Origin of the sequence: Emcibacter sp., from assembly GCF_048269205.1 — a bacterium.
In the GTDB taxonomy this organism is placed as follows: Bacteria; Pseudomonadota; Alphaproteobacteria; order Sphingomonadales; family Emcibacteraceae; genus Emcibacter.
Genome location: NZ_JBLXJC010000001.1, coordinates 1 through 19,690 on the forward strand (window position 1 = coordinate 1; position 19,690 = coordinate 19,690).

The following is a 19,690-nucleotide window of genomic DNA, read 5'->3' on the forward strand; positions in this document are numbered from 1 at the left end:
AACAGGCAGACTATATTATGAACTTCTACAATCGGAAAAGGCGACATTCGACCCTTGGCAATATCAGCCCAGTGGCCTATGAGAAATTAGCCGCCTAAAGAGCACGGTCCTGTCCACTTTTTTAAGACAAGTCCACAACTGTTGCACGGAACATTTGGCTACTTTTTGATAGGGCCCAAGTGAAAAAATTTTGCTTAATTGCTCAGTGCTAAATGGGTCTCGTTTATCTTTAACTCTAACATTGTCTTTTAACTTCAGGCCTCTTGCGGGGTTCTTTTCGAGGAGCTCTTCATTTATTGCCCAGTTAAAGATAGAAGAAAGTTTGCTCATATAGTCGTTGAGGGTTGAGACAGAGATACATTTCGCGTGCTCTTTTTTCCCTCGCTCTATCCGTTCAGCTGTAGTGAGGTTTGTATAGATCTTGGTTGCATTAGCAGGGTAGTTTATCAGAAGATCACGAAGTTCGCGACAGTGGGTTCTATTGATTTCTCGTGCAGGAGTGTCCCCTCCGAAATAGTCGAGCAGCAAAGTAAAAATATGCTCGTAAGTGATTTTTGTTTTGGGGTTCCATTGGTTGGCGGGATCAGCTTTATATTTATCAATCACCTGGTTTAAAGTGAGCTTAGGGCTTAGTGTTATGCGTCTGTCTCGTTCGTAAGCCTCCCGACCAAACAAGTCTTTATCAACTACTTCTCCGGGTTTTCCTTCTAGAAAACTCAAATAACGTTCATTCCGCTCAATCACGCCACGCGCCACCAAGCGGACCAATTGCTTGTAACCGTCACTCTCCTTTGAAAGGGTCCAGCGATTTAATTTAATGAGCTCGTCAGCTATCCAATAGAACGAAGCATCAAGGGGCCGGTCGTTCTCTGGGTTTGTATAATTGGCGAGGACTTCTTTATAAAAATTCAGTTGGGTTTTAGCTTCTGCAATTTCTTGTGGTGTCTTAGCTTTTGGGAGGCCAATTCGCTTTTCAAGGGTTTCCTTCTACCACGCTCGAATTGCCCTCTCTAACTCATCTTCGCTGGGAACATAGCCAGTGATACTCGATACATCCGCGGTGTCACTTACTGGACTTGTGCGTTTATAAAACTCTGAAAGGATTTGATGGTGTTTTTTGAGGGCTTCACGTTTGTCTGAAGTTTTCAGGGATTGTTTGATTTCTGTGAGGTTGTCGTAAAGTGAGCGAAATCGTTCCGGGATAATCATCCGAAAATAATACTTTCCATCCCTAAGATAGAGATATTGCGCTTCCTTTTGCCGCCTCATAACATCCATTTTGTACCAATTTATGTACCAATATTACAGCACGATCATATTGATATCCAACAGTTTTTTGGAATTAAAGGGAAATCTCAGAAAATGGTGCCGCTGATAGGACTTGAACCTACGACCCACGCATTACGAATGCGTTGCTCTACCGACTGAGCTACAGCGGCCCGGAAATGCTTTTATGAAGAGTGGGTGTGTTTCCGCAACAAGGCGAAAAACACACCCTGGTTAAGCTTCATAACCGCCGGACAAACTAGCAGATTCCCTTGCCTGCTCAAGCGAAAAATCAGTATTTGGGTGCTTTTTAGAGGCTTTTTCGGAGCTCTGCTGTGGCGAGACAAATGATGTTGCCTTGACGAAGGGCTGTGGGAACAATTACGCTAATTCCTTTGGGGAGAGGCCGCCATGTTTTCCAGACAGTATTTCTTAATGCTTGTTGTTATGACCGTGCACGGTCTTGCCGCCGATATGGCGAAAGCAGATGAACCCGCAAGTGAAGTCTTTCGGGAAGTGGCGCAACTAGTGACCAAAGTAGTCGAAAAGAATTCATACCGGGCCGAAAAAGAGGTTCTGTACGCTGAAATCGCAAAATTGGCCGGGCCGGGCGCAAGGAAGGTTCCCGGATATTTTTCCAACAAGGAATTTCGTGAAGAAATCAGGTCGCTGGGACTGACGGAAGATAATCTGGTCAAGCTGGCCAAGCTTTGGAACAATCCATTTAGAACGATATTCCAAGTCGTTGAGGGAAAGGCCGAGAAAAATCGCGCTATACTTGCCTATCGGCCCTCAAGCAGTTGTATTGATATGGTTCTTTTTGAAAATGTTGGAGGGGAGGCACCCTCATACCAAGAACTTGAAAAACCTGCAGTATTAACAGAGGTTCAGGAGGGATTTTCCAAAAAGATAGCGGAACGGGGGTTTCGTTACAGACCCAATTGTCTTGAAACCAATGACGGCGAGAGTTTTTTGATCCGTCGGGAGAGTGGGTTCTATGTGGTCTCTGTTGTTATGCGCAGTCAAAGCCATTGGGTGGATTACCCCTATACGTTTGAATCTGTCCAGGTTTACAAGGTTGACGGGACTGACTTGAATCAGATCGGACAGATAACGCCTGTTTGGCAAAATGTTGACAGGCTTAATTGTCCGGGAGATATCTGCAGCGAGGCATTTCTCGAGACCTATGCCGATTTGAGAGGCAACTTGAGAAAAACGATTGTCAAAAAAGACCGGCCTGCAACACCTGTGGTGCTATTAAAAGGTTCCAGCAAGAAGAAAACGGAAGCGCTGTTAGCGCTAGCGGGAGTAATGAAATATCGGGAGCAAGTGAATGATAATGTTACTGTTTACAGGGCAATATTTGTTTTTGATGTTAACAAGGTTGTTTATTTTGCGGTTGAAACCGCAAAGGTTGAACGGTTTGTTTCTGAAGACCCAGTCGAAATATTGATATGGGACGAACTAAGCTGTTGTTCGCTGACGCTTTCCAAATTATCGGGGAATGACCTGACAACTGTAGGACATTTCGATGTTGAGTGGTCGAGTTATATCCGTTCTCTTGACTATCACTCTCCATATGTCGAGATCCCGCCAAATTTTGCGGTTGAGCATAAAGCTTTCGACAGGCATGCGGAGATGACTGCTAGTCCCGTAAAATCCTTTTCAGAGTGAAATTACTCCACCCACTCAAGCCCGTCGAACCTGTCGCATTCGGGGCAGTTGGCGGTGTAATGGCGGGGCTGGTGGCCGCAGTCGCGGCACAGCCAATGGCCGTCCCGTTTCGCGGCCATGGCCTTTTCCAGATATTTCTCCGCCGCGATCTGGTCCTTTTTCTGCTTTTGCTCCAGCCGGGCAGAAAGATTATAGGTGCGCACCGTGGCCCGGCCCGCCTTGACAAGTGTGTCAAGCGCCTGTCGCGCCTCGGGCCAGTGGCTGGCTTCGATGGCCCGTTCGGCCAGCAGGTGCAGGCTTTCCGCATGATCCGGGTTGAGCCTGATGAATTGCTGGACGCGGCGCAGCCGTTCGGTCGGGCTTTCCATGGGCGCAAGCTCGATAAACAGGTCGGCGAGCTCCGGGTGCGGGCCTGCTTTCCAGGCGTTCTCCAGAACCTTGCGGGCGCGGCCGTTCTCCTTGCGGGAGATCAGGATACGTGCCGCCAGCTGGGCAGCGGGGGTAAAGCCCGGATCTTTTTTCTGGGCGTCCAGCGCCAGGTCCAGGGCATCCGCACGCTGGCCGGAGACGTCGGCTTCCACGGCCCGGATGTAAGACAGCAGTGATTCCAGGTGGGCGATTTCCTCTGCGTCCAGGACCTTGTTCCTGCGGGCCGTTTTCAGGGTATCGGCGGCGGCGTTCCATTTGCCGTGATGCACCTCGATATCAAACAGCTTTTTCAGGATCCGGCGATTGGTTGGCGCCAGCGTCGAAAGCTCCCGGGCGAGGGAGAGGGCCAACACATAGTCTTCTTCCTCCATGGCCTCGTCGAGAAGGGCATTGAGGGCAAAGGGGGCTGTTTCCGGTTTGGCGCGCAGGTCTTCCAGAATGCCGATGCGGCGTTTTTCCATCTCGCACTGGCTGAGCAGCAGCAGCGGTCCGTTTTCCCGCGGCAGGTCCGTCCTTGCCCGCCGGGCATGTTTCAGGGCTTCGGCTGTATCCCCAAGCGCCCATGCGGACCAGCCCAGGTCCAGTTCCCTGTGGCCCCGCCGCCGGCGCGCTGCCTGGCGCTGCGGTGAATGGAGCGGGTTGGCATAACGCAGCGCCCGCCAGAGTCTGAACAACAGCCACAGGGTCACACTGTAGAGCAGGACGAGGATCGTCAGGGTGGCGAAGGACATCCTGAGTTCCCAGCTGCGCCAGGTGAGGACCATTTCGCCCGGCTGCGCCACCATCCAGGCGGCACCCAGGGCGATCAGCACGCCAAGGATAATATAGAAGGTCAGGCGGGTCATAGGCTGGTTTCCTCCGCCGCGCCCGTGGCGCCGGTGGCCGGCTGCTCAAGGACGGCCTCGCCGGCTATCTTCTCGATTTCCGTCAGTGCCTCACGGGAGCTGAGCCAGAGTTCGGCCTCGAACATCCAGTCCTTCAGGACCTCCTGTACCCGTCCGGGAAGCTTTTTCATCAGATCCAGAGCATCTTCGAGGTCCAGGGCTGCGAGATTTTCTTCCAGGCTGCGCAACAGGCTGTCGAAAGTGTCTTCCACGGCGGCGTCCTTGTCACGGACGGTGATCAGGTTGCTGAAACGGTCTTTCACTTTCTGCCACCATCCGGCATCGGCCGTGCTCTGTTCCGCCCGGATCAGGGCCGGAATCATACCCTCGAACCGTTCCTTCAGTTCGACGGCGCTGGTCAGGCCCTGGTCTGACGATTTTTCCAGGGTCGAAAGGGCATTTTGCAGGGACACATTGTCGGCCAGGCCGCTGCCCGCAAGCAATTTCCGGAATGCGGCCAGCTCCTCGGCGTAGGCCTCACCGGAAACAACCCTCTCCCGAAGGCGGCTGAGGCTGAAAGCCAGCGATGCGCCGCGATTGCCCCGGGCGGCGAAGTCTTCTACCTGTGCCAGACGACTTTCCAACTGGGAAAGCAGGTCATTCTGGCGCAGGTTTTCGGCATTTAGCCGGGCCCGCTCTTCAGAAGCCTCCCGGGCCTCGACAAGGCTTTTGCTGAGGGGCACAAAAGAGGCCTCAAGTTGGCTCATGCGACCAAGCAGCATGTCGATACGGGCGGACTGGGACAGGTCCTTTGTCTTTTCTTCCCCGGTTTTGGCGGCGGGCTTCTGCTGTTCCAGCTTTTCGATCCGGGCCCGCAAGTCGCCTGGCGGTTCACTGCTGCCGGCCCCGGCCAGTTCCTGCAGTTTCAGGTTAAAATTGCGCGTCCGTTCCTCAAGCGCGGCGATGGCCTGGTCCTGGCGGTCAAGCCGGCCTTCCATGTCGCCAAGGGCGGAAAGGCCCGGTGTGGCAGCGGGGCTGTGACCGGTCCATTCCGTCAGGACCGGCAGCCGACCTTCAAGCCAGGGCAGGAAATAGAGGGTGGCGCCGGCGCCAGCCAGAAAGATCAGCAGTAACAGCAATATTCTCAGCGACCAGTTGGCTGTTTTTACCTGTTTTCCGGGCTTTGTTACGGGAGCGGTTTTTTCCGTCCCGGCCTGTTTCCCGGGTCCGGCTGCCTTTGCAGGTCCGGCGGACGGTGCAGACTCCTGTCCAGTGTTTTTGGGTGCCGCATCTGCCGCGGGTTTATTCCCGTTGCCCTTGTCTGGGGCGTTGTTATCGGCCGTGGTCATGATGATATTTCCTCAAGCTCTATATTCATATCCCGGAACAGGCTCTGCTGGTTCGGTTCGGGGGCGACCCTGACCTCTTTCCAGGCTACCGACTGTATCACATCCATTATGGCATCGCTAAGACAAAGCGCCTTGATCTGTTTCAATGTTTCCTCCCGTCCGGCCTTATGGACAAGCTCCAGGAAGATACGGGCCGTGCGGGGGGAGAAAAAAACAACGGCGTCGATTTTCCCCTGATCCAACGCCTGCAAAGTACCATCTGAAAGTTGGTTTAAGCTTTCTGCTTCGTATAGCGGCCAGCGATCCAGCCTGAGCCCGACTTTCTGCAGCAACTTTGCAAGGTCGCCTGCGACAACTGTGCCCGCCACATGCAAAAGCGGCCGGTTTTTGTCCATATCCGGGTCGTTTGTGATCAGTTCGGCCAGTTTGTCCACGTCCCGGCTGCCGGATTTGATCTGTGTAAAGCCTTTGGCCCGGGCTTCGGCGGCCGTGGCCGGACCCACAGCGTAAACCGGCAGGGTGATGTCGGGGAAATGATGGCGAAAGGCCCTGACCCCGTTGGCGCTGGTGAAGATCACCGCCTGATAGGTACTCAGCTCCGCCGGCGGATCAAAGGGCAGAAAGCGGATGTCCATCATCGGTTCGATCAGCGCCGTGTGTCCCCGGGCGTTGAGCATCTGCGCCAGTTTCGTGCTGTCTTCCAGGGGGCGTGTCAGCAGGAATCTCATGATATTCAGGCTCCGCCTGCGGCTTTCAGTTTTTCAAAAAACGCAGGTCCGGCTGCATCTTTCAGCCGCCGGCCCAGTTCCCGGCCGATCTTTTCGGCATCACTGGCGGGTCCCTCCAGGCTGCCCTCATGGATTTCACTGCCGTCGAGCCCGAGAAGCCGCCCGCGCAAGTGAAGGCTGTCGCCGTCCAGCACGGCAAGTCCGGCGATGGGGGTGCGGCAGGAGCCGTCCAGTTCATTCAGGAAGGCCCGCTCGGCCACCACCCGTTGCCGGGTGGGAGTGTGGTCAAGCGGCTCGAGCAGCGCCCGTACCCGTTCGTTGCGGCTGGCAATCTCGATACAAATGGCGCCCTGGGCGACGGCGGGCAGCAATTCGTCGATGTCCAGCGGATGCACGCGCTCATCCTCCAGGTCGAGCCTGTTGAGACCGGCCATGGCCAGATAGGTGGCGTCCACTTCGCCGGCCTCCAGTTTTCTCAGGCGGCTTTGCACGTTGCCCCGGAAGGTGATGACTTTCAGGTCGGGGCGCAGGGCCAGGGTCTGGGCCTGGCGGCGCAGGGACGCGGTACCGACAACCGCACCGGCGGGAAGTTCCCTGAGGCTTGACGCCTTGGCAGAGATAAAGGCGTCCCGCACGTCTTCGCGCTCCAGATAGGCGGCCAGTTCAAGCCCTTCGGGAAGCTCGGTCGGCATGTCCTTGAGGCTGTGGACGGCGAGATGAATGTCGCCGGTCAGCAGGGCGGCCTCGATTTCCTCTGTAAACAGGCCCTTGCCACCGATTTCCGCCAGCGGCCGGTCGAGGATGCGGTCGCCCCGGGTCGACATGACCACGATCTCGATCTGCTCTTCGGAAAGGCCCGGATGGGCGGCCAGCAGACGCTTTTTCGTCTCGTGGGCCTGGGCCAGGGCAAGCTGGCTGCCGCGTGTGCCGATACGGATATTTTTTTGTCCAAGCTTTTCTTGCACGAAGTGTTCCCGGATGTTAGAGCCTTTTTTCTTGTCCCCAAACGCCTTATATAGGTGTTTGTAGGATATAATCCAAAGCAGTACCAGTGGAAATGGCAATAGACAACCCGGAAAACCCGGACCGGAAAATCCCTTATGTTCCCCCTCTTGTTCTCGGGCTGGAAACCAGCTGTGACGAGACGGCGGCAGCTGTGGTCGATGGCGAAGGACAGATATTGTCAAATGTGGTCATGTCCCAGCTGGACGAGCATCGCCCCTACGGCGGGGTGGTGCCGGAAATCGCCGCCCGCTCCCATATTGATCACCTGGACGACATCATTACGGAATCGTTACAAAATGCCGGGATCGCCTTTTCCGATCTGGATGCGGTGGCCGCCACCTCCGGCCCGGGCCTGATCGGCGGGGTCATGGTGGGGCTGATGACCGGCAAGGCCATCGCCGCCGCCTGCGATATCCCCTTTATGGGCATCAATCATCTGGAAGGGCACGCCCTGTCGGTGCGGCTGACCGGTGAGGTGGCCTTTCCCTATCTGCTGCTTCTGGTCTCTGGCGGGCACTGCCAGCTTCTTGTGGTCAAAGGCGTGGGACAATATGAGCGTCTGGGCACCACGATCGATGATGCCGCGGGTGAGGCCTTTGACAAGACGGCAAAGCTTCTCGGCCTTGGCTATCCCGGCGGTCCGGCGGTTGAAAAGGCGGCGAAAAAGGGCACAGCCGGCCGGTTTGACCTGCCGCGGCCGCTCAAGGGCCGCCCCGATTGCAATTTCTCCTTCTCCGGCCTTAAAACGGCCGTGCGCCGGGAAGTGGAGAAGCTGGGCGAGGACCTCACCCAGCAGGATGTTTACGACCTGGCCGCCGATTTCCAGCTGGCGCTTACCGAAGCCATCATTGACCGTGTAGGCCGGGCGCTGGATATTTTTCTTGAACAACATCAGCTGGAAAAGCATATTCTGGTGGTGGCTGGCGGTGTTGCCGCCAATAAATATCTGCGGGAAGGGCTGGAAGCCGCCTGCGGCAAGCGCGGCTTTTCCATTGTCGCGCCGCCTCCGGCGCTTTGTACCGACAACGGCGCCATGATTGCCTGGGCCGGGGTGGAACGGCTACAGCTGGGGCAGGTGGACGACCTGTCCGTAGGGGCCAGGGCCCGGTGGCCCCTGGATCCGGATGCGCCCGCGGCCATTGGTGCCGGGGTGAAGGCCTGAAAACAGAATAACAAGAACAAAGGATAGCATCAGATGGGAAAAATTGCAGTTTTGGGGGCCGGCGCCTGGGGAACGGCCCTTGCCATTACCGCAGCACGGGCCGGGAACGAGGTCACAATCTGGGCCCGCGAACCGGAGGTGGTGAGCGCCATTAACGACAAACGGGAAAACAGCCTGTTCCTGCCTGATGTAGAGGTTCCGTCCAGCATTGCCGCTGTCGGTGATTATGCTGAACTGGAAAAACCCGATTTTCTGCTGATGGTGGCGCCGGCCCAGTTCGTCCGCTCCGTCGCAGCCGATTTGTCAACAACTCTCAGGGAAAGCGTTCCTGTCGTACTCTGTTCCAAGGGGATAGAGCAGTCCACAGGCAAACTGATGAGTGACGTCATGGCGGAGGTGATGCCGAAAAACCCGCTGGCGGTGCTGTCCGGACCCAGCTTCGCCATCGAGGCCGCACGCGGCCTGCCGACGGCGGTGACCATCGCTTCCAAATACCAGAAGCTGGCCCAGTCCCTGGCCCAGGCTATCGGTCAGCCCACTTTTCGACCCTATCTGTCCCGGGATGTGGTCGGGGCGGAAATTGGCGGTGCTGTCAAGAATGTCTTCGCCATCGCCTGTGGTGTGGTGGCCGGCAAAAAGCTGGGAGAAAATGCCCGGGCCGCACTCATCACCCGTTCTCTTGCGGAAATGGTCCGTTTCGGGGAAAGCCGCGGGGCGGACCCGGAAACCATGGTCGGCCTGTCTGGTCTCGGCGACCTGATCCTGACCTGTTCCTCACCCCTTTCCCGTAACATGTCGCTCGGTATGGCGCTGGGCGAAGGAAAGGATATTGCGGAAATCATGGACAACCGCAAAACTGTAGCGGAGGGCTATCACACGTCGGAAATCCTGCACCGTGTCGCTGCGGAGGATAAGATCGACATGCCGATTGCCCGGGCGGTCTATGACCTGCTGCACGGGGACAAGGATGTGGATGAGGTGATTGCGGAGCTGCTCAGTCGCCCCATCAGCAAGGAAGAAATGTTCTGATTAAAAGGATACTATTATGCATTTTGTGATCCTCGCCTATGATAAGGCCGACAGTCTGGAACTGCGGATGTCCGTACGTTCCGATCATCTGGACTATGCGGAAAATTCCGGTGTCGTACAGTTGGCGGGCCCGATTTTGTCAGAGGAAGACGAGCCCAAACCCCGGGGCAGCATGATTGTGATCGATGTCCATAACCGGGCGGCGGCGGAAAATTTCGCCGAGAATGATCCCTATGCCAAGGCCGGTCTGTTTGACAAGGTCCGGATCCTGCCGTTCAATCCGGTTCTGGGCAGCTGGCTGGAAGATTGAGGCCCATGGAGCGGGAGTTTGACATCAGGCTTGCCGATGTAGCGAACGGTCCGGAAAAAGGGCAGGTGCTCTGTGCCCTTGAGGACATTGAAGATGGCCGGGGCCGGGAATTCAAATATGGCACCGAAAAAGAACCCTTCGAGTTTTTCGTCTATCGCCGGGGCGTCGAGATTTTCGCCTATCAGAATGCCTGCCCGCATATGTATGTGCCCCTGAACCTGAAAGAGGGGGTGTTTACGGAAAAAAGCGGGAAATATTTCCTCTGTAATTTCCATGGCGCGCTGTTTCAGGTCGACGACGGCAAATGTGTGGCCGGCCCCTGCAGCGGCCGATCCCTCGAAAGCGTCGCCATCGGCCTTGAAGACGGCAATATTGTTGTGCTGTAATTTGTTTTTCAGAGTTCGGGAATAAATATGGAAACCATCGCCGACTTGCCGGTCCTCTGGAACGGCCCGGAAACGTCAGATACCCTCGTTATCCTTGCGCACGGCGCCGGGGCGCCCATGGACAACCCCTTTATGGATTATTTTGCCGAAGGGCTGGCGGACAACGGACTTCGGGTGCTGCGCTTTGAATTTCCCTACATGGCCGAGCGGCGGGCGAGCGGCAAGAAGCGTCCGCCGGACCGGCAGCCTAAACTGCTGACGTCATGGCGCGAGATCTATGAAGGCTGTGGCTTCAAGGGCAGGATCTTCATTGGCGGCAAGAGCATGGGCGGCCGCATGGCGAGCCTGATTGCCGACGAGCTCTCTCCCACGGGCCTGATCTGTCTGGGATATCCCTTTTATGCACCCGGCAAGCCGGACAAGCCACGGACGGAACATTTGCAATCGCTTGAAACCCCGGCCCTGATCTTGCAGGGAGAGCGGGACAGCATGGGCAACCGGGAGGCCGTGGAAGGTTATGATCTTTCCGACAGCATCACTTTGGAGTGGCTCCCGGACGGCAACCACGACCTGGTCCCGCGCAAGGCCAGCGGGCTTTTACCCGAGGATAACTGGAACCGGGCCATTGAAAAGATAATCGACTTTACGTCATTCTAGGGAGTCTGGTCGCTGAGGAACTCCCGGGTTTTGCGGATGGCGTCCGCGAGACCGATACGCTCGACCTCTACCCCGTCGGGGAAAGCGCTCAACAATCTTGAAGGCGTCGCCCCGTCCAGCATGACAAAAACACCCCGGTCAGTTTGTCTGCGGATCAATCGACCATAAGCCTGTTTCAGGCGCAGGCGGGTGATCAGGTCGTCATAGGATTGCCCGCCGAAACGCTTGCGCCGTGCCTTGTGCAGCAGGGTCGGTCTCGGCCAGGGCACCTTGTCAAAAACACAGAGCCTGAGCGACGGTCCCGGCACATCCATGCCGTCCCTCACCGCATCGGTGCCGAGGAGGCAGCTATGCTCCACCTCCCGGAAAATATCCACCAGGGTCGCCACATTGATGGGATCGATATGCTGGGCGTAAAGGGGCAGGCCTGCTTCCTCCAGCGGCCCGGCCAGGCGCTGGTAGACGCCGCGCAGGCGGCTGATGGCGGTAAACAGGCCAAGCGCCCCGCCGTCTGCCGCCAGGAACAGTTCCCGATAGGCGGCGGCCAGCTGGTCCAGGCTTCTCTTGTTCATGTCGTTGACAATGAAGATGCGGCTCTGGGCCGGATAATCGAAGGGGGAGTTGAGGCTCTGGCGCAGCGGCGGGCTGATCAGGTGGGCGGCGCCGGTGCGCACCTCTGCCGTATGCCATTCCACATCCTGATTGTCCGTATCCGTGAGCCGGTCACGGAGCGTGGCCGAGGTGATCATGGTACCCTGAGCCGTTTTCAGCACGGTTCCGGCAAAGGGCAGGCTCGGGTCTACCCAATGCCGGTAATAGCCCACATTGACTTCCCGTCCACCCTGGCGCTCCAGTTCAAACCAGTCGACAAACTCCTCGTCCGGAGCACTCAGCTCTGCCAGGATTTCGAGCATGGGGATCCAGCCGAATTCCACGGTCTCCCGCCGGCGGCTGATGCTCTGACTCAGGGACTCCAGCCGGTTGCGCTCTGCACTTTCCAGTTCGTCCGCTTCCTGATCCAGTTTTTTGAGCAACCGGGTGCTTAACGATTTCATGGGCGCAACAAGCGCTTTCAGGGCCAGCTGCAGTTCTGCGGCTGCTTCTTTAAGGCCTTCTACCGGCGGCAGGGGCGGACACTCAATGGAGTGATAGTCTTCCCGGCCTGCAGAGCGGGCATAAAGCTGCTGGCGGACAACGGCCAGAAATTTCTCTGCCGGACCGAAGGGCGTACCTTCGATCAGGCGGCCATGCCAGCCGTCGGCGGGCAGGCAGCGGGCTGTATGAATGACTTCCTGAAGCAGGCTTCTTGCTTCGTCGTCACCGGCGATCAGTTCGTCGAGCCGCCCTTCCAGTCCCCGTCCCCGGCGCTTGGAATTTTCCGCGCCCCTGATCCAGCGTCTCAAATCCAGTCCCTCCTGCCCGGAAAGATGAGCGGAAAAGGCGCTGTCGGCCGCATCAAACAGGTGGTGGCCTTCGTCAAAGATATAGCGGGTCGGCAGATCCGGGTCCCGTATGGCTTCGATCCTGCCGTCCTTGTTGACGGCGGTGCGGGTGGCGGCCTGGATCATCACCAGGGCATGGTTGGCAATGACCAGCGAAGCCTTGCGGGACCGGCGGCGGGATTTTTCGATGAAGCATTTTTTATAATGGGCACAGGCGGCATAGATGCATTCCCCACGCCGGTCAGTAAGTTGGCTTAAGCGACTTTGTCCGAAATGTTCGCCCAGCCAGCTGGGGAAATCCCCGCCGATCATGTCCCCGTCACGGCTGTATCTGGCCCATCGCTGGACCAGCCCTATTAATATTCGTCCTTCATGCTGGATGGCTGACTGGGACAGTTCCTGCAGGTTCAGCAGGCAAAGGTAGTTTTCCCGTCCCTTGCGGATCACCGCCTTGCGCGCCTTGACGGCGGGATCGGGATAGAGCCGGTCCAGTTCCTGGTCCAGCTGCCGTTGCAGGTTCTTGGTATAGGTGGAAATCCATACCGTGCCGTCATTTTTTTCCGCCCACAGGCTGGCTGGCGCAATATAACCAAGTGTCTTGCCGATGCCGGTGCCGGCTTCCGCCAGCACCACCACAGGTTCTTCAGCAACCTCGGGGGGATCGAAAGTCCGGGCGGCAAGGGCGGTGTAGTCTTTCTGGCTGTCACGTTGTTCGGCATCATTGCCAATAAGTTGGCTTAGACGATCAAGAGCCTCCTCTCTCTGCACAGGAAGATTGTCCGGCGGTGGAGGCGGCGCATCCTCTTCCCACTCTGGCAGATGATCCCAGACCTGCCAGGGGTTTTGTGGTTCCGCGTGATGTAAGGCGCCCAGAACAAGCGGTCCCCAGCTCCAGCCGGCCTCGGCCATCTGCCGGGCCTGGGCCAGCAGGCCCTCTGGATAGGGATATCCCGGGGCGGTGATCTCCCCGATCAATCTGCGGGCCGCCTCGATCAGGATCAGGCCTTCCTCTTCCAGGCTGTGATCAACAAGGTTGATGTTCAGGGCCCGGGCAAGGCCACGGGGCAGGGGCAGGCAGAACTGAGCCGGGCGGACAAAGGCAAACAGCTCCAGCACATCCAGGGCTTTTTGCCCGACCATGCCCAGGCGGCGCCCGACAACCGGGCGGTTGCAGATCAGATAACCGGTTGCCCGGATTTTGCGCCGGAGTGCTCCGTGCTCATGTTCCTCCACTTCCCCGTCCGGGGAAATAATGACTCCGTGGGTCGGGCCCGCCACCAGTGCATCGGTACGGCTCAGCACCTCCTCTGGAGGGGGGAATGACATAAGGCTGTCGGTCATGGATTTCTGCGCGCGATCGTCTTTGGCGTGAATGTTCCGCTTTTGTTTCGCTCACTATAGACAGGTTCGGGGGGCGGCAAAAGCTTTTTGATGGAGAAAATACGTGATTGCCTCTGAATCAGGTACTTGAGAGAATGGGGACGGTTGACGCGGACAGCGCTTGGCCTTATGAAGCCTTCAGTTTACAGTATTATGTCAATTTCTGCACAAAGGTTTTAAACCATGACCGCATCACCGGAAGTTATCGCCCAAGCCCTCGAGAGCAAAGCCTGGCCTTTCCAGGAGGCTGAGAAGCTGGTGAAGCGTCTGGAAAAGACCGGCAATAAAAAGGGGCATGTACTGTTTGAAACCGGTTATGGTCCCAGCGGGCTGCCTCATATCGGCACCTTTGGCGAGGTGGCCCGGACCACCATGGTGCGCAAGGCGTTCGAGCTGATTTCCGATGTGCCGACGCGGTTGATCGCTTTTTCAGATGACATGGACGGTTTCCGCAAGGTACCCAGCAACCTGCCCAATCAGGACATGCTGCAGGATTATCTGGGCCTGCCCCTGACCAAGGTGCCGGATCCGTTCGGGACCCATGAGAGTTTTGCCCATCATAACAACGACCGTCTGTGCAAGTTCCTTGACAGTTTCGGGTTTGAGTATGAATTCAAAAGCGCCACCGAGGCCTATACCTCAGGGGAGATGGATGACACCCTGCTCAAGATGCTGGCCAATTACGACCGCATCATGAAGGTGATGTTGCCCACATTGGGTGAGGAACGTCAAAAAACCTATAGCCCTTTCCTGCCGGTCTGTCCGCGTACCGGCCGCGTGCTGCAGGTCCCGCTGGTGGAGCGCAATGTGGAAGCCGGCACCATTGTCTATAAGGACGAGGAAACCGGCGAACTGGTGGAAGTGCCGGTCACCGGCGGGCATTGCAAGGCTCAGTGGAAGGCCGACTGGGCCATGCGCTGGGTGGCGCTGGATGTGGACTATGAAATGTCCGGCAAGGACCTGTATGAAAGTGTGAAACTGTCCAGCATCATTGCCCGGATTCTGGGTAGCGAGCCGCCGGAAGGCTTTAACTACGAACTTTTCCTGGACGAAAATGGTCAGAAAATCTCCAAATCCAAGGGCAACGGCCTGACCATGGAGGAATGGCTGCAGTATGGTACGCCGGAAAGCCTGGCGCTTTATATGTACCAGGCGCCGCGCAAGGCCAAGAAACTCTATTTTGATGTCATTCCCAAGGCGGTTGACGATTACCTGACATTCCTGTCCAAATTCCGTGATCAGGAAGGCAAGGAAAAATTCGCCAACCCGATCTGGCATATTCATGGTGACACGCCGCCGGCAGAGGATGTGCCGGTGACTTTCTCCCTGTTGCTGAACCTGGTCAGCGCCAGCAACGCTCATGACAAGGAGACACTCTGGGGCTATATCAATGCCTATGCACCCGAGGCCAGTGGCAAGGAACACCCGCTTCTGGACCAGCTGGTGGGATATGCGCTGGTTTTCTACGAGAATTTTGTCAAGCCGACCAAGAAGTACCGGGCTCCCACTGAAGAGGAGACGGGAGCTTTGCTGGATTTGATCACGGAACTGGAAAATCTGCCAGAGAATGCAGAGGCGTCAGACTATCAGACGGCGGTCTTTACTGTGGGCAAGGCGCATAACTATGAAAACCTCAGGGAATGGTTCCAGGCGCTGTATGAAATCTTGCTGGGCCAGCAACAGGGCCCGCGTATGGGATCATTTATTGCCTTGTACGGCCGGGCGGAAACCATCGGCCTTATCCGTCAGACCATAGGCAAATAACAGGGTTAATAAGAAACGGTACGGCACGTTAAGATTTTTTCTGACATAAACAGGATATAACTTTTTTCTCCTTGCAATAGCGAATCAGGAGTGTTACTTCAAAGTTAAATTTTCGGGGGGATTGGTTAATTTGCAGTTGCTTGGCAGATTGTCCAACCGGATAAGGATAATAGAACATATTCTTGTCATGATCTGTATTTATTCTTTCGAAAATATAAAAAAGTTACAAGGGATGGGGTTGCTTAAGCTGCCTGTTAATCGCTCGTTAACTTCAAAGGGTTAGTGTCTGCCTAATCTGAAAAGAATGAGGAAGTGATGTTGGGTTTGACTTACAAAAGATTCTGGAAAAGGATTATCGACATCCTGGGGGCGGCCACTCTTCTGGTAATGTTATCCCCGGTGTTGATGATTGTTGCCCTCGCGGTGCGCCTGAAACTGGGATCGCCAATATTGTTCAAACAGGAACGGCTTGGCCTGAATGGACGTACATTTGAAATCTTTAAATTTCGCAGCATGACAAACGAGCGCGATGAAAACGGTGCGCTGCTCGAAGATCAACACAGACTGACCAAATTTGGCAAGCTTCTGCGGGACTGGAGCCTGGATGAACTGCCGCAGCTGTGGAATGTTCTCGTTGGCGATATGGGTCTGATCGGGCCCCGTCCGTTTATTGCGGAATATGCCTCCCGCTACACAACCGAACAGATGCGCCGTCACGAAGTGCGCCCCGGTATCAGTGGCTGGGCCCAGGTGACAGGCCGCAACTCTATCAGCTGGAACCAGAAATTCATTCTGGATGTCTGGTATGTGGATCATTGCAGTTTCCTTTTGGATATCAAGATCCTGCTGCTGACCCTGCCGGTGGTTCTGAACCGTACAGGTATTTCTGCTGAAGATCATGTGACCATGCCCAAATGGACGGGCCGGATCGAAGATGCGGAAGAAAAGGTGTTGTCCGAGTAGGGGCCGCCTGGAAAACATATCAAAGCGCAAAGCCGTACTCCCTGTGAAGTGCGGCTTTTCTTATGTCCTGATTTCTATGGTGCCTCTCTAAGTTTACGTCTTTCCGATGGGTTCCGGGGAGATTGCCTGCACGGCGGAGCCACTATTATCCATAAATGGATCACTATCCCTGAAAGACCTCATTGTTTGACTTGTCTGGAGCGGCTGGTGTGCGCTGGCTGATCATATAGTCATTACGAAAGCAAAACAAAAAAGGGAGAGCAGACAAGCCGCTCTCCCCTATAGATTTACGATACGATTAAGGATCGTCTGTTACCCGCCATACGTCAGGCGGCTTCAGCTATATTTTAGCTCTTGATGACCCGATCGATGAATTCGTCGATTTCCTGTCCCATGGCCTGGCTTTCGCTGACCAGAGACGCTGCAGCATCAAGCACCTGCTGGGTACCCTGATCTACTTCGGTTGAGGAGTCACGCACACCGTTGATGTTTTTGGAAACACTTTCGGTATCCTTGGCCGCCTGTGAGATGTTTTTGGCGATCTCGCTGGTGGCCTCACCCTGTTGTTCCACAGACGTGGAAATGGACGTGGCAATGTTATGCAGTCCGTCAATTGTCTTGCGAATACTCTCGATGGCGGTAACCGCATCACCGGTGGAGTTCTGCATTTCAGAAATCTGCATGGTGATTTCCTCGGTGGCGCCGGCGGTCTGGTTCGCAAGATTTTTCACTTCCGAAGCCACTACGGCAAAACCTTTGCCGGCCTCACCGGCCCGGGCCGCCTCGATCGTCGCATTCAGTGCCAGCAGGTTTGTCTGGCCGGCAATATCGCTGATCAGTTTGACCACATCGCCGATCCGGGAAGAGGCTTCTGCGAGTGTCTGCACCGTTGTGTTGGTGCGCTCGGCCTCGGTAACAGCGTTTTCTGACATCTGGGAAGACTCCTTTACCTGATGACTGATTTCCAGAATGGACTGGGACAGTTCTTCCGCAGCCCGGGATACCGTCTGTACATTCTGGGTGGCGTTCTCGATGCTCTGGGAAGCTGAAGTGGTGTCTTTGCTGGCCTGCTCCACAGTGCTGGACATTCCTCGCGCGGTCCGTTCCATATTGCTGGAGGCATTGGCGACCATGCCGGCCATCTGCCGCACCCGTTCAGAGATCTGCATCTGCTCTGACATGTTCTCCCAGATAATCATGTTGCCTATATAAAGTCCCTGTTCGCTGCTGATCGCGGAAATATTCAGTTTCAGGGTAACCTCGCCAAGCTGGATCAGGCGCACGGCCGGCAGGTTGGCGGGGTTTGACATTAGCTGTCTGAGACTTTCCGCATCCTGGTCCAGCACGCTGAGATCGGTACCGACCAGGTTTGAAGGATCAAAAGGCAGGATTGCTTTCATCTCCGCAAGGGCCGCTTCGCAGGCTTTGTTCACATAGTTTATGGCGCATGCCCCTGGATCGCACAGCACCACATTGGCGGGCATGTTCTCGATCATGGCTGTCAATTTGGCGGCGTGGGCGTCCGTATTTTTCTGTTTTGTCACAATATGCCAGGTGACCAGAAGCTCGCCTGAAGGCTTCCCGTTTCTGTTCACCGGTGTGATCAGAATATCAAGAAATTCCGGACCAAGCTGTACGGATTCCCTGACCGGGAAACTCTCGGGATCGGTCAAAATATCGCGGGGCGCGCCGATATCGCCGAACAGGATGTCCAGGGATTTTCCGATCAGGCCGTCTCCTGTAGCCGAAAGAACATTGCCCAGTAGCGCAGAGGTCTGTTTGCATTTGTCGTTGCAGTAAAGAATTTCGAGGCTGGACGCATCACAGATCATCAGATTGACCAGCATGGATTCAATCCAGAATTCCCGGTTCCCGCCAGCAGTTGTCCCCTGTTCGGCGGCGGCGGGGATCGTCCCGGCTTCTATGCCGACATCCCGCTTTATAATTTTTGAAAGCATTAATGTTCCTCGCAACTATATTTTAATTTTTACTAATATATTTTGTTGTCAGTTGGACGAATTTAACCGATGGGAATTAACTTTCCGTAAATGATAATCGGGGATAAAATGCAAAAAAAACAACATAAAGCTTTCTTTATATAAAAGATGTGTTATATCGTTATCCGGTTAGTTTGAATGCAGGAGATTATCAGGTGTCCCGAAAGAATTATTTATTTACCAGTGAATCCGTTTCAGAAGGTCATCCCGACAAAGTTGCAGACTGTATTTCGGATTCCATTTTGGATAAATTCCTGACCGAGGAACCTGAATCCCGCGTCGCCCTGGAAACCCTGGTGACCACAAACAAGGTGGTGCTTGCCGGTGAAGTAAGGGGACCGGATTCCATCCATGCGGACGTGATGGAACAGATCGCCCGCGAGGCCGTGCGCCGGATTGGCTATGAACAGGATGGGTTTCATTGGGAAAACATGACTGTTGACTGTTACGTGCACGAGCAGTCTGCGGATATTGCCGTTGGTGTCGATGCCGCCGGCAACAAGGATGAGGGAGCCGGCGACCAGGGGATCATGTTCGGCTATGCCACCAATGAGACCAAGGCGCTGATGCCTGCGCCGATCTATTATGCTCACAAAATCCTGCAGTCTCTGGCCGAAGCCCGCCACAGCGGAGAATCGCCGGAACTTGAGCCGGATTCAAAAAGCCAGGTTACCCTGCGTTATGAAAACGGAATCCCGGTCGGGGCCACTTCCGTGGTGGTGTCCACGCAGCATGGTGCGGATGTCAGTCAGGAACAGGTGCATGATATTGTTCGGGGCCATATCGAAAAATGTTTGCCGGAAGGCTGGATGTGTCCCGACGATGGTCTCTATATCAATCCCACCGGAATCTTTGTTATCGGCGGCCCGGACGGGGATGCCGGTCTGACCGGACGCAAGATTATTGTGGATACTTACGGCGGGGCTGCGCCGCATGGTGGCGGCGCTTTTTCCGGCAAGGACCCGACCAAAGTGGACAGGTCTGCAGCCTACGCCTCTCGCTATCTGGCCAAAAATGTGGTCGCGGCTGGCCTTGCCGAACGCTGTACTATTCAGCTTTCCTATGCCATCGGCGTTTCGAAACCCCTGTCTCTCTATGTGGATTTCCACCAGACAGGAGAAGTTGACCCGGCCCGTCTCGAGAAGATCCTCATGCAGGTCATGGATCTGAGCCCAAGGGGCATTCGCGAACATCTCAAGCTGAACCGCCCGGTTTATGCCCGTACGGCGGCCTATGGTCATTTCGGTCGCGAACCGGATGCAGACGGCGGCTTTTCCTGGGAAAAAACCGATTTGGTGGATGAACTGAAAAAACTGTTCTGAGTG

The 19,690-nt window shown here is 55.6% G+C and carries 18 protein-coding genes and 1 tRNA gene; 10 read left to right on the plus strand and 9 right to left on the minus strand.

Going from position 1 to position 19,690, the window contains the following annotated elements:
* Positions 1 to 98, plus strand: a 98-nt coding sequence (locus ACN0YD_RS00005) for an IS3 family transposase (protein WP_417318815.1), incomplete at its 5' end; no start/stop codon positions are given.
* Here the strand turns inward: ACN0YD_RS00005 and ACN0YD_RS00010 are convergent.
* From ACN0YD_RS00010 to ACN0YD_RS00020, 3 genes are all read right to left on the minus strand, one after another.
* Positions 64 to 756, minus strand: coding sequence for a phage integrase SAM-like domain-containing protein (locus ACN0YD_RS00010; protein WP_417316581.1), 693 nt, complete (start codon positions 754 to 756; stop codon positions 64 to 66). The genes ACN0YD_RS00005 and ACN0YD_RS00010 overlap by 35 nt on opposite strands.
* 231 nt (positions 757 to 987) lie before the next feature.
* Positions 988 to 1,278, minus strand: coding sequence for a DUF6538 domain-containing protein (locus ACN0YD_RS00015; protein ID WP_417316582.1), 291 nt, complete (start codon positions 1,276 to 1,278; stop codon positions 988 to 990).
* Between the two features lie 85 nt (positions 1,279 to 1,363).
* Positions 1,364 to 1,439 (minus strand) — tRNA-Thr (locus tag ACN0YD_RS00020).
* A gap of 238 nt (positions 1,440 to 1,677) precedes the next feature.
* Between ACN0YD_RS00020 and ACN0YD_RS00025 the strand changes: the two genes are divergently transcribed.
* Positions 1,678 to 2,940 carry a hypothetical protein gene (locus ACN0YD_RS00025; RefSeq protein WP_417316583.1) on the plus strand — a complete coding sequence of 421 codons (1,263 nt, stop codon included), beginning with the start codon at positions 1,678 to 1,680 and terminating at the stop codon, positions 2,938 to 2,940.
* A gap of 2 nt (positions 2,941 to 2,942) precedes the next feature.
* On the opposite strand, the gene ACN0YD_RS00030 is transcribed toward ACN0YD_RS00025, so the two are convergent.
* From ACN0YD_RS00030 to hemC, 4 genes are read right to left on the minus strand one after another with little or no spacing between them, the layout of a single operon-like run.
* Complete coding sequence (locus ACN0YD_RS00030) at positions 2,943 to 4,214, minus strand: heme biosynthesis protein HemY (RefSeq protein ID WP_417316584.1); 1,272 nt, start codon at positions 4,212 to 4,214, stop codon at positions 2,943 to 2,945.
* A complete protein-coding gene (locus tag ACN0YD_RS00035; RefSeq protein WP_417316585.1) occupies positions 4,211 to 5,542 on the minus strand; it encodes a COG4223 family protein in 1,332 nt (443 codons plus the stop codon). The genes ACN0YD_RS00030 and ACN0YD_RS00035 overlap by 4 nt, the downstream gene beginning before the upstream one ends.
* A complete protein-coding gene (locus ACN0YD_RS00040; protein ID WP_417316586.1) occupies positions 5,539 to 6,270 on the minus strand; it encodes a uroporphyrinogen-III synthase in 732 nt (243 codons plus the stop codon). Before ACN0YD_RS00040 ends, ACN0YD_RS00035 begins: the two co-directional genes overlap by 4 nt.
* A gap of 5 nt (positions 6,271 to 6,275) precedes the next feature.
* The gene (gene hemC, locus ACN0YD_RS00045) at positions 6,276 to 7,235 is read right to left on the minus strand and encodes a hydroxymethylbilane synthase (protein ID WP_417316587.1); all 960 of its coding nucleotides are present in this window, start codon (positions 7,233 to 7,235) and stop codon (positions 6,276 to 6,278) included.
* Between the two features lie 92 nt (positions 7,236 to 7,327).
* Here hemC and tsaD point away from each other — a divergent pair, with 92 nt between their 5' ends.
* The 5 genes from tsaD to ACN0YD_RS00070 are packed head-to-tail and all read left to right on the plus strand — an operon-like array spanning position 7,328 to position 10,819.
* Positions 7,328 to 8,437 carry a tRNA (adenosine(37)-N6)-threonylcarbamoyltransferase complex transferase subunit TsaD gene (gene tsaD, locus ACN0YD_RS00050; RefSeq protein WP_417316588.1) on the plus strand — a complete coding sequence of 370 codons (1,110 nt, stop codon included), beginning with the start codon at positions 7,328 to 7,330 and terminating at the stop codon, positions 8,435 to 8,437.
* Positions 8,438 to 8,470: 33 nt separating this feature from the next.
* The gene (locus tag ACN0YD_RS00055) at positions 8,471 to 9,466 is read left to right on the plus strand and encodes an NAD(P)H-dependent glycerol-3-phosphate dehydrogenase (protein WP_417316589.1); all 996 of its coding nucleotides are present in this window, start codon (positions 8,471 to 8,473) and stop codon (positions 9,464 to 9,466) included.
* Positions 9,467 to 9,482: 16 nt separating this feature from the next.
* The gene (locus ACN0YD_RS00060; RefSeq protein ID WP_417316590.1) at positions 9,483 to 9,776 is read left to right on the plus strand and encodes a YciI family protein; all 294 of its coding nucleotides are present in this window, start codon (positions 9,483 to 9,485) and stop codon (positions 9,774 to 9,776) included.
* A gap of 5 nt (positions 9,777 to 9,781) precedes the next feature.
* Positions 9,782 to 10,162, plus strand: coding sequence for a Rieske (2Fe-2S) protein (locus ACN0YD_RS00065; protein ID WP_417316591.1), 381 nt, complete (start codon positions 9,782 to 9,784; stop codon positions 10,160 to 10,162).
* A 27-nt stretch (positions 10,163 to 10,189) separates the two neighbouring features.
* Positions 10,190 to 10,819 carry an alpha/beta family hydrolase gene (locus tag ACN0YD_RS00070; RefSeq protein WP_417316592.1) on the plus strand — a complete coding sequence of 210 codons (630 nt, stop codon included), beginning with the start codon at positions 10,190 to 10,192 and terminating at the stop codon, positions 10,817 to 10,819.
* Here ACN0YD_RS00070 and ACN0YD_RS00075 read toward each other — a convergent pair.
* Positions 10,816 to 13,602, minus strand: a complete 2,787-nt coding sequence (locus tag ACN0YD_RS00075) for an ATP-dependent DNA helicase (protein WP_417316593.1) — start codon at positions 13,600 to 13,602, stop codon at positions 10,816 to 10,818. The genes ACN0YD_RS00070 and ACN0YD_RS00075 overlap by 4 nt on opposite strands.
* A gap of 222 nt (positions 13,603 to 13,824) precedes the next feature.
* Between ACN0YD_RS00075 and ACN0YD_RS00080 the strand changes: the two genes are divergently transcribed.
* Entirely contained in the window at positions 13,825 to 15,405 is a 1,581-nt protein-coding gene (locus ACN0YD_RS00080) for a lysine--tRNA ligase (protein ID WP_417316594.1), read from the plus strand.
* A gap of 315 nt (positions 15,406 to 15,720) precedes the next feature.
* Positions 15,721 to 16,368, plus strand: a complete 648-nt coding sequence (locus tag ACN0YD_RS00085) for a sugar transferase (protein ID WP_417316595.1) — start codon at positions 15,721 to 15,723, stop codon at positions 16,366 to 16,368.
* Between the two features lie 347 nt (positions 16,369 to 16,715).
* Here the strand turns inward: ACN0YD_RS00085 and ACN0YD_RS00090 are convergent, their stop codons facing one another.
* A complete protein-coding gene (locus ACN0YD_RS00090; protein ID WP_417316596.1) occupies positions 16,716 to 18,326 on the minus strand; it encodes a methyl-accepting chemotaxis protein in 1,611 nt (536 codons plus the stop codon).
* 194 nt (positions 18,327 to 18,520) lie between these two features.
* Here ACN0YD_RS00090 and metK point away from each other — a divergent pair, with 194 nt between their 5' ends.
* Positions 18,521 to 19,687, plus strand: coding sequence for a methionine adenosyltransferase (gene metK / locus ACN0YD_RS00095; RefSeq protein ID WP_417316597.1), 1,167 nt, complete (start codon positions 18,521 to 18,523; stop codon positions 19,685 to 19,687).
* Positions 19,688 to 19,690: the final 3 nt, after the last annotated feature.